This window comes from Rhodocyclaceae bacterium (assembly GCA_020248265.1).
Classification (GTDB): Bacteria; Pseudomonadota; Gammaproteobacteria; order Burkholderiales; family CAIKXV01; genus CAIKXV01.
Map to the genome: position 1 here is coordinate 97,024 of JADCHX010000018.1, position 14,165 is coordinate 111,188.

Below are 14,165 nucleotides of genomic sequence, written 5' to 3' on the forward strand. Positions count from 1 at the left end.
TGTACTGACGTACCTCGTGTCTCTCAACCGGCGCGCGCAAGGGTACGCGCACCTTCCGTTGTAGCTGCCGCCGGCGCGTGCACCACGCGCGGCAGCGTCGGCGACGACTGCCCTTCGCGCACCAGCGCGCGCTCGAGCGCCACCTGGCGCAACTGCTGGGTGAAGCCCGTCCAGGGCGCCGGCGGCCCCAGCGTCACGGCGCGCGTAGCGTTCGTCCCCTCCTGCGCCACGGCGTTCGCACCAGGGCCCTCTTCGGCTTGCCATGACCGATCCGCAACCGGCAGCGGTTCGTCGCGGGCGACCCGGACGGCTTCTTCGGGCGCAGCGGCGATAGCCTCGCGCAGGCCGAACGGAGTGAACGAGTCGAACAGACTCTGGTTACCGACGACGTAGGCATTGCCCAGCGACCCGGGACGCTCCTGGCCATCGGCCAGCAGTTGTCGCGAGTAGCGTACGCCATCGTGCGACACATGCTCGGTCGGATCCATCGAGTCGGGGATAGACAGGCTGTCGCTGTGGATTTCACTGCCCGGAGGCAATGCCAGACCCTGGATCAGGCGACCGTGCTCGAGGGTTCCGGCCGCCGTCGCGCGCACTGCATTCTGCACATGCAGGGAAGGCTCCATCGGCAGGTTGACCGATCGGCGCATGTCGAACGGACGGAACGGATCGCGCCGGTCACCCTCCACCGACCGGTCCGTGCCCGGCGCCGGCAGTGGCACTGCGTCCCCGCGCAGGGTGATGCTCAGGGTCGTGCTGCTGGTGTCGCCGTCGGCATCGGTGATGGTGTAGTCGAACACCTCGACCAGCGTGCGGCCCGGACCGAGCGCGGCGACCGCCGGGTTGGCGGCGTCGGCGCGGTACACATACGCGCCCGAGGCCGCCATTTCAAGGCGTCCATAAAGCCCGGCCAGCGCAGTACCCGGCGTAACGGCGACACCCCCGGCCGACAGTGCGGTCACCGGCGCAGCCACCGCATCGGCGCCAACGCGATCGCTGGCATCGCCGGCTGCCGCCCTGGTCACCACGTTGCCCGCCACCTGCAGGGCAGCCGCCGTGGTGCCGGCTACCACCACGACGCTGTCGGCACGCGCCGCAGCCAGGTCATCGATGATGGCCACGCCCAGCGCGCCCGAGCCGCTCGCCGCCGCGCTGGAGGCATCGACGGCCCGGAGCGCCAGCGTATCGAGGCTCTCGCTGCCGCCCGACTGCAGTTGTGCGGCATCCAGGGTGTAGCTGAAGAGCACCCGCGCCGAGGTCGGCGCGGCGTCGGCACCCGACACCACGACGAAGCCGGTCACGCGCAGTGAACCGGCGGCGGTGACGATCGCCGCCGAGGGCGACAGCGCGGAGTAGCCCGCGAGCTGCGCGACCGTGAAGACCGTGCCACCGATGCTCACCGTGGCGAGGCCTTCCGGCGCCGATACCGTAAGCTCGCCGCTTGCGGTGCGCGACTGCCCGGGCGGCCCGTCGAGTGTGAGCCCGGATTCGTATACCGTCGCCTGGCCGGCCGCCGCACCATTGCCGTCGACCGCACTGATCGAAGGGCTGCCGTCAGTGACCCCGGTGATGGTGATCGCGAGGACCGCCGTGTCCTGCCCACCAGCGGGGTCGGAGATCGTATAGTTGAACGATTCGACCAGCGACTGCCCATTGGCGAGCCCATTGACCGCGGGATGTGTGCGATCGAGGGTATAGGTGTAGCCTCCTACGGCCACGATGGACAGCCTGCCGTACTGGCCTGTCAGCGCCGCGCCGCCGACGACGCCTGCAGCGCCGGCACCCTCCACCGCCCCGGCGCGGATGCCGCTGACGAACAGCTCCGCGTTCGGATGGTCGGGGTCGGTGTCCAGCGTACCGCCGACGCCGGTCTTCACGTTGCCCGACACCGACGCCGTGTCTTCGGTCAACGTAGCGGTATCGTCGGTCGCCACCGGCGGATCGTTGACCGGTACCACCGTGATGACACCCGCCAGGACATTCGAGTTCAGTGTCGGGTCGCCGCCGCCATTGCCGCCGGCATTGGCCGTACCGTTGACGTTGTTGCCGTCGTTGAGCAACACCGTATAGGTACGGTCGAGATCGTCCGGGCCGAGCAGATGGCCCGCCGGGTCGTTGCTGGTGTTCTCGTAGCGCAGCGCACCGAGGATCGTGCCGATCGTCGCCGGCGTCGCCGCCGTGCTCAACTGCACGACGAGCGAGGCGCCATTACCGCCGCTGGTACTGGCCACCCCGGCCGGACTGCCCGCAAGGCTCAGCACGTCGCCAGCGCGCCAGGTATCCAGCGCGACCGTGATGCGCCCGCCACCGAAGGTGACCACGCCGGGCAGATCGATGTCCGAGGCCGTGGCGCCGCTCAGCAGCGCCACGGCAGGGCTGCCTTCGGTGAACGTGGCGTTGACGGTGCCGGCAAGCACCGGCGCGTCGTTGCGCGGGTCGACGCTGGTGGAGAGCGCCACCGGCAGAGACCAGGTGCCGGTCAGGCCCACGCTGCCGGTGAGATTCACGCCCGTGGCGGCGGCCTGCACGCTGTCGGCCAGCCTGAGCGAGAGCTCACCCGGCGTGCCGTTGAAATTCGCTGCCGGCAGGAACCGCAGGCTGGCACTGGTGGGCAGCACCACGGCGGCCGTGTCGCTCACCGTGCCCACATCGGTCCATGCGCCGCCGGTGCTGAACTGCCAGCGGCCTTCGCCGGCTACGCTCGCGGCATTGCCGACGATCGCGTAACTGCCCAGTGCAGTGGCGGTATTGCCGCCGCCCGCGATGCCGGTGCGGTTGTCGAAGGCGTCACCGTAGCCGAAGCCGAGCGCGGCCAGCGCCGCGCCGGTCGGGTTCGCGTTGTCCTCGAAGGTCGCCGCCAGCGCGGTGCTCGCCGCCGTCGGACGGTCGTTGATCGGGGACACCGTGGTGGTCAGCGTGACCGCGTTCGCGCTGTCCGAATAACGGGTGATCCCCCCGGAGAGCGCGCCGGAGACGTCCACCGTCGAACCTGTCACGAGCGCCGGGCCGCTGGCATCCACCAGCCGTGCGGTCAGCGCGCCGGGCGTGCCGTGGAAGTGCGCCGCCGGCACGAAGCGCAGAAGATCGCCAGACCGCAGTTGCAGCGCCGAGGTCTCGCTGACCGCGGGCAGCGCCGTCCAGTTGCTGCCATCGCCGGAGTACTGCCAGGCCCCCTGGGCGCCGCTCGCGGCGTTGCCGGTGATGGCAATGCCGGCGAACGCATTGGCCACGCTTCCGCGGGTCACGGCGCGGTCGATCTGGTCGAAGGCATCCGAGAAGGCTGACCCGAACAGGGTCGACACCGTGGCGCCGGGCGGAGTGGCCCCGGCGCCGCCGGGGGAATCCTCGTCGACGGCAGGCAGCGTGATCGAATCGGTCAGCCGTACCGGCGCGTCGTTGACCGCGGTCACCGTGACCGTGAAGGTACGCGTGGTCACCAGCGCCGCGCTGGACCCGTCGGCATAGCTGAAGTCGCCGGGGTTCGCCGCGGGGTTGCCGGTATCGCCCGGAATGCCCGACGGCCGCGTGCCGGTATTGCCCGCGTCGTTGTAGACCACGGTGACGGTGAAGGTCCCGTTCCAGTCCTCGGCGCGCGCATCACCCGCCGGGTCCGGGAAGGCCACCGTCAGCGCCTGCAGCCACGCATTCAGTTGCGCCTCGGCGCCGGTGAGAGTGAGCTGGGCTGTACCCACACCGCTCACACCGCTCACATCGACAACGCTACCCCCGACCGCGCTGAACACCAGTCCGGAACCGGCGGGCAGCGTCACCGTCGCCGTGAGAATGTTCGCGCCGTTGTCGTCCGGATCGGCGATCGTGATGTTCGCGTTGCCGGCGTTGAGCACGAGGGTGGCGGAAGCCTCCGCGACGGTGACGTTGTTCGCGCTGATCGAACCCGGGTCGTTGATCGAGGACACGAACACCGACCGCGTGGCGCGCACCACGTTGTAAACGTTGTAGGTCGAGACCGTGCTCAAATAGGCGTCGAAGGTGTCGGTGAGCGGCACCGTCGGCAGCAGTGGCTGCTGATTGGTGGCGCCACCGTTCGCGCCACTGGCCAGCGCGCCCGCTCCATTACGCAGCCGGTCATCGGCCACGACCTCGATCGAATAGGTCTGGTCGACGTTGGAGTTGCCCAGGCTTCCGAAGGTCACACGCAATCCGGCCAGCCAGGCATTCACCTGCACGAGCGTGCCGCGCAGTTCGACCGGTGCGTAGATGCCGCCGAGCGCGGCATCTACCGTGGCGCCATGACCGGTTGCGGTGGTGTCGAGCGTGATGCCCAGACCGGAACCGCTGGCATAGGCTGAGGCCGCCAGCGGATCGCCGCCCGGCAGCAACAGACGCACCAGCACCTGCACCGTACCGTCGGTCTCGCCGTCCGCATAGCCATCGTTCGCATCCACGTCCGCCACCGTCACGCCAGTGAGGGGGATCGGCGTCGTGCCCGACACGGCCAGCGCCGCGCCGGGCATGGCCACGCTCGGCGCATCGTTGACCGCAGTGATCGTCACTGCGGTCGCGACATCCGCCGGGTTGTTGGCGACACTGCCGGCGCCCACGTCGCCGCCGATGCCGGAGGTGGAGTCGGAGAAGGTACCGGACACCGTGACATCACCTGCGGCCACGCCGTTAAGGTCGTGGTTGACGTCGGACGCCGTCGTGTAGAACAGCCCGCCCGTGGCATCGCCCGCGTCGTTGGCAAAGTTGCGGCCGTTGAGCAGCGCCTGGATATCGGCGGCGCGGCCGGTCAGCGTGATCTGGCGCGTATTGTCACCGGTGATCGTGACAGCCTGCCCGCCCGAAGGCGTGAGACTGGTGTCGACCGCAGCCGTGCCGATGCCCAGCGTGCCGAAGCTGCCCGTGGGCACCGACAGCGTCACGGCCACCGGCGTACCGAAGGCGGCAGACTCGGGATCGCTCACGGCGAAGGCACCCGTCACGCGGGTGCGCACATCCTCGTCGACCGTCGCGGCCGCTGGTGCAGTGAAGGTGGCTGCATCGTTGGTGTGCGACGCACGCAGATCGACGGTACGCGCCACGATGTTCGGGTCATTCGCAGGCACGTCGACGGCCGTGGCCCAGTCGAAGACCGTGCCAGGCACCGGGGTGGCCGCGCTGCCGGGCAACTGCCCCTGGTTGAGTTCACCCCCGTTGGCGTCGCTGCCCGAGGTATCCAGCACGCCCGCGCCATCGCGCAACCGGTCATCGACGATCACCTGCAGCCGATAAACCAGGTCGCAGTCATTGACGAAGGTGACGGTGAGACCGGCCAGCGCTGCATTGACCTGCGCGCGGCTGCCCTGGAACTGCGCGATGTCGTTGGTACCGGATCGGGTCACGGTGGCACCGGACCCTGCGGCGATCGCGATGCTCACCCCGCCCCCCGCGAAGCCGGTCGCGTAGTTCGTGATCGGCGCGCCGGTGGAATCGAGCAGGCGCAGCGTCACCTGCACAAAGTCTACCTCGGCCAGCCCGATGCCGGCGGTGAGATCGATGTCGCTCACCACGAAACCAGCAACCGAGTTGTTGGCCGGGATCGTACTGTCGATGTTGATCGGCCCCGTCGGCCCGGCGATGGCCGGCGCGTCGTTGGTGCCGCTGATCACGAAGTTGAAGCGCCCCGCAGTGGTCGCCGTACCTTGGGCGAAGGCCGTGGTCTCGTTCGCCTGCCAATCGCCATCGCTCACGACATATTCGAAGAAATCGGCAGCGGTTTCCGAGCCGTCGTGCACGTACTGGATGCGTCCGGCATCGAGGTCGGCCTGGGTGAACACCGACCCTGCGCCCAGCACCTGTCCGCTGAGCCGGATCGTGCCGTTCTGGGGCGCCGTCGTGATGCGGTACTGGCGTTGGTCGGTAGCGTTGTCGCTGTCGGCGTACGACAGGTACGCGCCGCTGCCAGGGGCCACCGGTGTACCGCTCCCGGTGACACCGGTCAATCCGCCCGTGTACGACGCTGCACCCTGGATGACGATCGACTCGCCCTCGCCCACCACGCCCTCGCGCTTGCCGGCGAAAGCCGGGGCATCGTTGACCGGCAGCACGCTGATGTTCACGGTGACATCTGCGCCGGCGCTGGGCTGGTTGGTCGGGTTGCCCGCGGGCTGCCCGGCGGTGGTCACGCCCCGATCGTCGAGCGGCCGCAGCACGAAGCTGTCGGTGTAGCGCTCATCTCCCAGGTGCCGGTAGCTGAGCGCGCTGCTCGCCTGCGCCTGGGTGAGGATGGCACCCTCGCTCAGTGGCACCCCGTTCAGGAGCAGTTCGCCAGTGAGCGCATCGGGCAGGCTCACCACCAGGAAGGTGAGCGTGTTGTCCTCTGCATAGCCGTCGGTACGATCGGTGTCAACGGCATTGTCAGGATCGCTCAATGACACCGACACCGGGACCGAGCCGCCCTCGAGGACCCGGACAGCCCCGACGCTGCCCGAGGGTGTATCGTTCTGCGGCTTGACGTCGATCGAGAAGGTGGTTGCCGCAGTCGTGATTTCGCCGTCGGAAACCGTGAACGTGAAACCATCGGTGAACCGTTCGCCACCGTCGTGCCGGTATTGCACCCGCCCCGCATCGACATCGGCCTGGGTGAACGCGCCCGACGGTACGAGCGGCACGCCGTTCAACAGAAGCTGTCCGCGCTGCGGCAGGCTGCTGACCCGGTAGACCAGCTCCTCGGCGATATTGTCCGGATCGGTGACCGAGAGCTGCGTGGTGGTCAGGCTGATCGTCTGCCCCTCGGCGATAAGTGCCGGTCCGAGGCTCAGGCTGTCATCGATGATGACCGGGGGCCGGTTCACCGGAGCGGACGTGGCCGGCTGGGCGGGGCCACCGCCGCCGTCGGGCAAGCCCGTGGACTGGATGCGGAAGCTGCGCTGCTCCAGCGTGGTGGTTGTCTCGTTAGCGTACAGCCCGCCCTCGCGCTGCGGTGAGGGCCACAGCCGGACGCTGCTGTCGGTCAGCGTGAAATCGAAATCGGTGACGAAGGGCGCGGTGCTGGTGGCCACGAAGCGGATCTTGCCGGCGTCCAGTTCGCTCTGCTTGAAGGCAAAGCCCACCGGCAGGTAGGTGCCGAGGAAGTCGGTGGAGGTCAGGTAACCATTGGCCGGCAGGCCGGTCAGCGTGTAGGTCAGGCGATCGTCGGGCGAGTCGACATCGGCCGCCTGCAGCATGGCCCGGGTGAGCGTGACCTCAGGCCCGGTCGCCGCCTGGCCAGTGCCCAGGGTCACGCCGGTATTGACCGGCAACGTCGGATCGTCGTTGTTGGGCACGATCGACAGTGCGATGGTCTGGACATCAGACGTGAGCCGCGCCGCGACTCCGGCGCCGCCACCGTCATCGGTGACCCGGATCGTGAAGCTGTCGCTGGTGGTCTCGCTGCCGTCGTGGCTGTAGGTGAGCAGCGCGGCATCGAAACTCGCGATCATCTGCCCGGCCGTCACATCGGCGCCGTTGTAGCGCAGCACGCCCCGCGCCGGCAGGCTGGTGATGTCCACCGTGAAGGGCACGCCCGACGCCTGGTCCGGGTCGGTGATCGTCAGGCTGCCACGGCTGCCGCCACCCAGCGGCGCCGGCAGGCTGCCGCCACGCAGCGGCACGCCAGTCTCGCCCTCGATCAACGTGATCGTGCCGGCTGCGCTGGGCTTGTCGTTGACCGGCGTGAGCTTCACCGGCACGAGCACATTGGTCACCAGCCCGCCCGCGCCATCATCGACGTTTATGCGGAAGCTGTCCTGGGTGTCGGCCAGCACCTGCCCGCCATTATGCTGGTAGCGCAGCAGGCCGATGTCCGATATCGACAGGGTCTGGCCCGCGGCGATTTCCAGGCTGTTGTAGGTGAGGCGTCCGAGGGTGGGCAGCGCGGTGATCTTCAGGATCACCTGGCGCGTCGTGCTGTCGGAATCGAGCAACCCCAGGTTGACCTGGGAGGCGCCGATGCCGCCCGGCACACCCGGCGCGGCGAACGCGACGCTGCCGCGCTCGGCGACGGTCAGCAGACTGGCACCATCCGGAAAGGTCGGCGGCACCACGGTCGGCACATCGTTCTGAGGCTGGACGGTGATCGCCCGGCCGCCGGCGAGCGTCGCCGTGCCACCGGTGGTCTGGTTGGTCACCGACAGCGCGAGGGTATCGGAGTCACCCGTCTCGGAGGTGCCGACATAGCTGTAGCGCAGCGCCTGCAGCGCAGTCTGCAGGACGGTCGCCGTACCCTGGAAGACGATGGCGTCGGTGCCGCTGCCCGAGACGATCGTCACCCCGACGGGCAAAGCGCCGAAGGAGAGCGTACCCTTGCCCGCGGTGACCGAAGCCGTCGCCTCCAGCACGTCGGTGCCGGTCCCACCGACCGTGATGCCACCACCCACCGTGCCACCGGTGTTCTCGCCCACGACAACGATCCCGGCAGGTGCTGTCAGGTCGGGGGCGGCCAACACCCAACCATATCCCACCACGGACAGGACCGTCGTCGTCACCTCGCCTGCACCGGCCTCGAGTACCCAGTCGCCGCCTCGGGCAATGGCGCCTGTATCGTCGATCGATGCCGCGACATCCGCGCCGGTCATCCGTGCAAGCTGCTCGACCAGCAGCCCGCCGTCGGCGGCAATGCGGCAGCCATAGAGCAGGATGTCCGCGCCTGGGCGCAGGGCCGCGGCCACGGCGGTCCACTGCGACTGGAAAGCCTCGAGGGTCGCCACATCGAGCGTGTCTCCGCCCAGCGTGAACTGGCCCTGTGCGCCGTGGCTGATCAGGTGCAGCGCGCCGATGTCACCCAGAGAGGCCAGCGCAGTGGCCAGCTGGTCCATTCCGGACACACCGGGTGCCAGATGCAGCACGGTGGCGCCGTCGGGGATCGCACCCTCGAGGACGGACGCATCGCGTACTGCGGCATCGATCACATAGACGACCCTGCCCTCGGACGCTCGCGCTGGCGCAGCTGCCGCCTCAGGGGACGGTGCGGCCGGCAGCTGCGGCGCCTCGCCCGTGCTGGCTTCGCGTGGCGCATCCATGCCGGCGGCCGGTGCGTGGGCAGCCTGGAACATGTCGGCCGCGGCCGCAGCGTCGAACATCTGCCGCGGCTCCAGGGCGAACCGGTGCTGCGCCGGGCGCAGGACATGGCCCATATGCGACACACCTGCATGTCCGGTCGGGAGGGTGCTTTTTTCAGGCTGAACCCCAACAAAACGGCTTTTATTCATAGCGAAATTATAGTGGATCTGCTAAGCCGGCTCCGAAATCCTCAGGGTCCAGAGGTGAAATTCTCACGCCAAGCAGAAAGTTCTGCATGAGGAAGGCCAGCTTCACCGACAGCCAGATCATGGCGGTGTTGAAGCGCACCAAAGGCGGCGAGGCGGTCCCGGCTATGTGCCGGGAGACGGGCTCGAGAGCGGCGACGTTCTTGAAGAAGATGTACTTGGACGAGAGACTCAAGGCAGAGGTCTTCGCGGAGGCCATTACAAAAAAGTGCTGAGGCTATCTCAGTGGCGTGAAATGGCCGCTCGAGCGGTCGCCGAGAAAGCGATGCCGATCACGCTGGTCTGCGTGGCGTTCGGGATCAGTGAACGTTGCTGTCGCTACCAGCCCAAGCTGCAAGCGGAGAACCGGCAAGCGCAGCGGTAAGGGGCGTTGGGCGTATCTGCACGTCGGGTTCCGGAATGTGGCAATGCCGAATGATGACACGGTGAAGGCGCCGACCGGGCGAATGTCCGCGCATCACTGCGCTACAAGGTCGTGGTGCTTCATGAAACCCACGATGGCCGAGGCCAGGTCTTCGGGCAGCCGGGCGTCGACCCGATGCTGCCGGCCGAATTCGAGTTGGATCGCATCGATGCCGTCCGGTCGGTGGCTTCCGTATGTGAACACCGTATGACCGCCGGCGAATCTGGCCTCCTCGCGCAAGGTTGGCGCTTCAGGCAACGGGTTCACGCCGTACCCTCTGGCGGCGAGGATGCCGATGATGCTGTTGCTGCCCTGGAGCGCGCCAGGGCCGAAGCCTGCCACCAGTCGACTGGCCGTGAGCCCCGCCCGGGTTCCGCGAAACGTCGTGGCTGGCTCGTAGGACTGCCCGTGCACATCGATCAGCAGCGCGCCGGCCGGGAACCTCGCGCGCAACTCGGCGACGTAGGCCGCGACCTGCTCGTGGTAGGCCCGGTATGCAGGAAGCAATCCAGCGGACTCGACGGCGTCGACCTCGGCACGATTCAGATCCATCTGCCTCCGGCTCACCCTGGCTATGACGAGATACGGGCGACGGCCGGTCTGCTTCTCCAGGTGATCGGCGACCCGCTCGGCCAGTTCCCGGGTGCCAACGTCACGAACCGTCACACCCTTCGTCCGGTGCGGAAACAGCCCGAGGAACTCCGCGCCGTCGTGGGGAACGGTGAGCAACAGCGGCAGGGATCCTGCCTTCGCATCGAACACCGCGGATGCGTCGTAGGCGTGCGCAACGGCTGGAAGAAGCCCTGCCAGAAGCCACAGGGACAGGAGGACAGCGAAGGACCGACGGGGACGATGCACGGGTGTTGCCCGAGCGTCGAAGCGACCAGGCCAAGCGCTCGACACGCAAACTCGTCCAGGCGCACCTGTCCGCCTGGGGTCGCTCCGGGCGCCTGATGTTCGCGCCAATCCGGAAACGTTCATTTCGTCGCCTCGGATCTGGCGTACCCCAGCGCCCGCCGATAGAACTCGCCGTTTCTGTCGCCAAGCGCCATGAGCAGAGCCCGAGCGTCGTGACCGACATCAGGCAACTCGGAGTAATCATGCGGGATTCGCAGCCTGGCCATCCGCTCGTGGAACTGACGATTGAGATCGCGTGTGTCATCCCGGGCGCCGACGACGTGCCGGATGGCTGTCTTCTGGTCGCGCAAGGCTGCTGCAGCTCCTTCGGCGATGAACCACGGGCTGATTGCCTTGAAGTAATCGGGGTCATTCCCGCACACTTCGCGAAGCAGTTGCTCTCGGAGTAGCGGGTTCCGTTGCGCTCGGGGCCCTCGCAACTCCAGATCGAACGGCCCACCCGCCAGGATCGAGATCCCCGCGAAGAGGCTCGGGTACTTGAATCCCAGCCGTGCCGCGCCGTATCCGCCCATGCTGAACCCTTCGAGAATCCGGCCCTCGCGCGTGGCGATCGTCCGGAAGGTCTTGTCCACATCGGGGACGACTTCCGTGATGAACACCCTCTCGACCGGCGACGACCCGTCCTTCGAGTCGGCCCAGAGGCGACGGGGCAAGCCGTTCACGAACACCACGATCATCGCCGGCACCTTGCCTGCTTCGATCGCGTCGTCAAATACTTTGGCGCTCGGACGAATGCCATCAATCCCTCCGTCCGTCCCGTGCAACCAGTAAAGCACCGGCAAGCGGGCTTCCGACCTGCCGTAGGCCGCCGGAATGTAGGCGTGATAACTCACCTTCCCGCCGATAGTCTTGCTGTCGAACGTGCGGAATACGACGCGCGGCACTCTGGCCTCGCCGGTCACCCATGGCAAAGTCAGGTCGGCAACGCCCGCTGACGAATGCGCCGTGCGAAGAGGAACGAGTGCGACCAGGACGCACGCAATGAAGAGGAAGAATGAACGCATCGGCGCTCGTGAAGTTGAGTGGTGAGTCGGCGCTTGACCGATAAGCCAGGGGGCGCGTCCCGGCCTTGGATGGATACCAGGGTTCATCATCCCATCCGTTCTGCCTGCCAGGCCCGATGCGGCTCCGCACCGCTCGGACGACGAAAATCCTCCGGGACGCTCTTGCGGGTGATCTCGCGCAGCGCGCATTGCTGTACCAGTTCCGCGTCGATCTTGAATGAACGCAGGTTGGTGGAGAAGAACAGTTCGCCGCCGTCGGCCAGCAAGGCATGACACTGGCTCACCAGCCGAACGTGGTCACGCTGCACATCCAGCACGCCCGACATCTTCTTCGAATTCGAGAACGATGGGGGGTCGAGCACGATGACGTCGAAGCGCTCGCGCGCGGCCACCGCCGAGTCCAGCCACGCCAGCGCATCGGCACACACCAGCTGATGCCGGCGGGCGTCGATGCCGTTCAGGGCAAGGTTGCGTGCGGTCCATGCCTGGTAGGTTCTGGACAGATCCACCGTGGTCGACGTGCCAGCGCCTGCGCGCGCGGCATGCACGGTGAAACTGCCGGTATAGGCGAACAGGTTCAGGAAGCGCGTGCCGGCGCCGTGCCGTGCTCGCGCGGCGATACGCTCGGCCACCATGGCGCGCATGGGCCGGTGATCGAGGAACAGCCCGGCATCCAGATAGGCATCGAAGTTGACCTCGAACCGGAGACCGGCCTCCTCCACGACGAACACTTCGGCCTCCTCGCCATCGAGCTTCTCGTACTGCGACGTCCCGCGCTGTCGCTCGCGGCGCTTCAGGTGCAGTCGCGCCGCTGGCACGCCGCACACCTCGCAGATGCTGTCGCACACGGCGGTCAGCCAGGCGGTGTAGTCCGCATCGCTGCGCTGCCAGCCGGTATCGATTTCCTGGACATGCAGGTGCGTTTCGGAGCGTGGCGAAACCGTGTCGAACCAGTCGATGGCAAAGGGAAACTGCGGCACGTCACGTCCGTATATGCGGAAACACGTGATGCCGCGCCGTCGCGCCCACTTGTGCCAGTGCGCGAGATTCTTGCGCAACCGGTTGGCAAAGGCCGTGACGTCGGCTGTCGCGCCGGACGCCGTCAGCGCAGAGGCGTTGTCCGGTTTCGGCTCCCGGCTATGCGCTGCATCCTGATCGGACGTCGGGCCCGCTGTTTCGTCTGGTTTCATGGGTGGATTATCGCCGGTGAGCGCACCCCGACACCGCTAGCCACTCATCAATCACTCGAAGGGTGTTGCGCAGTCCGGTTGAATCTCTCGACATGCGCGGCTACGGCTTCCCGGGCTGGATACATCCGATCTTGATCAAGCGCTTTCTGCCCCAAGCCTGTAGCTCTCCGCTGATGTATTCCTGTCCACTGTCGCACTGACCTGCCGGGTTTTTTCCGACCACTGATTAGTTGACAATGGCGTGATCCGTTTTGGGTGGGGTGAACTGCTGTAACTGCTGCTTGAACTCGAAGCGCGTGCGATAACCAAGGCTCGAGTGTGGCCGATCGCTGTTGCATTGCACACGAACTCCGGGCCGTTGTCAGAACGCAGATACATGGGCGGCGCGCCGCTCTTTCAGGCGGTGCCGCGTGAGACTGCAAGGGCTGCACCGACCAGGCCAGCGATGAGCAGGATGAGACAAGGCCCGATACTCAGCAGGAAACCGGGGCCACGCCTGGCCGGATCGGACATGTACGCCTGCTGGTAGACAATGCGCCCGACCACGTAGACCCCACCGCAGGCCGCGACATAGCCACCAGGCCAGTAGCCGGCTGCGATGTAGAGTGAAGGCAGGAAAAGCATCAGCAACTCGAGGGTGTTCATCTGCACCCGATAGGCGCGCTCGAACATCTCATGTCCGGTGACAGAGGGCGCGTTTACCCCGTACTTGCCGCGTGCGCGCCCGACCAAGCCAGCGAACACGAAGAACTGGAGGAGCGCGAGCAGCGCAACGATGTCGACGAGGGGCATGTTGAATCCTGAGGAAAGGGGGTGACAGAGCCCTTGAAAGAGCTTGCGCGAATACTACCGTCCCAAAGTTCCCTATTGGTTGCCCGCGGCTGAAGCAGCAGCTTCGCCAGCCTTCATCGCCTCGTCCAGCTTCTTTCTGACTAGTTCTTCCTGAGCTTTGGCCTGTTCGGCCTGCACTGCTTGCAATTTCGAAGCGGTTGCAGCCGTGGTGGCTACTTCGGCACCGCAGGCTGCTACCAGCGCGGCACCGAGGACAAGCAGAATCCTGGCAGTCGTCATCTCAGGGCTCCTCCATTTGCGCAAGCAGCACTGCGTCGGCAGATCTCATCCGATTGGCAACAGCGTACCTCGACCGAAGAGGACGCGCACCTGGACGGGCGCCTGAGTGCCTATTCTGCCTGACGAAGCCGTGCAAAAACCCGGGCGGCGCCGCTGGCGAGCCGGGGTGATGTGATCGATTGGCGTTTCACGCCGTCTGGCTTCCAAGTTTCCATTTCCGCCTTCTGCAAGCGCTATGGATCGCTCTGTGGGGGCATGCTGCCCCGCGAACCGTCACTGTAACGCGCATCTGGCCAGTTTCTCAATGTTGTGCACGAGGCAGAATAGTCGCCAC

At 66.9% G+C, this 14,165-nt stretch carries 7 protein-coding genes; 1 reads left to right on the plus strand and 6 read right to left on the minus strand.

All coding sequences use genetic code 11. The annotated features are described in order from the left end of the window. Positions 1 to 23: 23 nt before the first annotated feature. A complete protein-coding gene (locus ING98_16035; GenBank protein ID MCA3103376.1) occupies positions 24 to 9,113 on the minus strand; it encodes a DUF4347 domain-containing protein in 9,090 nt (3,029 codons plus the stop codon). Positions 9,114 to 9,274: 161 nt separating this feature from the next. Here ING98_16035 and ING98_16040 point away from each other — a divergent pair, with 161 nt between their 5' ends. Further along, a complete protein-coding gene (locus ING98_16040; protein ID MCA3103377.1) occupies positions 9,275 to 9,460 on the plus strand; it encodes a hypothetical protein in 186 nt (61 codons plus the stop codon). 242 nt (positions 9,461 to 9,702) lie between these two features. Here the strand turns inward: ING98_16040 and ING98_16045 are convergent, their stop codons facing one another. The 5 genes from ING98_16045 to ING98_16065 all read right to left on the minus strand — a co-directional run bounded on the left by ING98_16045 (position 9,703) and on the right by ING98_16065 (position 13,831). Then, the gene (locus tag ING98_16045; protein ID MCA3103378.1) at positions 9,703 to 10,410 is read right to left on the minus strand and encodes an N-formylglutamate amidohydrolase; all 708 of its coding nucleotides are present in this window, start codon (positions 10,408 to 10,410) and stop codon (positions 9,703 to 9,705) included. A gap of 215 nt (positions 10,411 to 10,625) precedes the next feature. Then, positions 10,626 to 11,570 carry an esterase family protein gene (locus ING98_16050; protein ID MCA3103379.1) on the minus strand — a complete coding sequence of 315 codons (945 nt, stop codon included), beginning with the start codon at positions 11,568 to 11,570 and terminating at the stop codon, positions 10,626 to 10,628. A gap of 86 nt (positions 11,571 to 11,656) precedes the next feature. Continuing rightward, positions 11,657 to 12,760 carry a class I SAM-dependent methyltransferase gene (locus ING98_16055; protein MCA3103380.1) on the minus strand — a complete coding sequence of 368 codons (1,104 nt, stop codon included), beginning with the start codon at positions 12,758 to 12,760 and terminating at the stop codon, positions 11,657 to 11,659. Positions 12,761 to 13,156: 396 nt separating this feature from the next. Then, the gene (locus tag ING98_16060; protein ID MCA3103381.1) at positions 13,157 to 13,552 is read right to left on the minus strand and encodes an MAPEG family protein; all 396 of its coding nucleotides are present in this window, start codon (positions 13,550 to 13,552) and stop codon (positions 13,157 to 13,159) included. Between the two features lie 72 nt (positions 13,553 to 13,624). Further along, on the minus strand, positions 13,625 to 13,831 hold the full coding sequence (locus ING98_16065) for a hypothetical protein (protein ID MCA3103382.1): 207 nt from the start codon (positions 13,829 to 13,831) through the stop codon (positions 13,625 to 13,627). Between the last annotated feature and the right edge of the window lie 334 nt (positions 13,832 to 14,165).

Coding starts and splice junctions, on each gene's coding strand:
- ING98_16060 (MCA3103381.1), bottom strand. CDS start 13,552: ATGCCCCTCGTCGACATCGTTGCGCTGCTCGCGCTCCTCCAGTTCTTC.
- ING98_16055 (MCA3103380.1), bottom strand. CDS start 12,760: ATGAAACCAGACGAAACAGCGGGCCCGACGTCCGATCAGGATGCAGCG.
- ING98_16035 (MCA3103376.1), bottom strand. CDS start 9,113: ATGGGCCATGTCCTGCGCCCGGCGCAGCACCGGTTCGCCCTGGAGCCG.
- ING98_16065 (MCA3103382.1), bottom strand. CDS start 13,831: ATGACGACTGCCAGGATTCTGCTTGTCCTCGGTGCCGCGCTGGTAGCA.
- ING98_16040 (MCA3103377.1), top strand. CDS start 9,275: ATGAGGAAGGCCAGCTTCACCGACAGCCAGATCATGGCGGTGTTGAAG.
- ING98_16050 (MCA3103379.1), bottom strand. CDS start 11,570: ATGCGTTCATTCTTCCTCTTCATTGCGTGCGTCCTGGTCGCACTCGTT.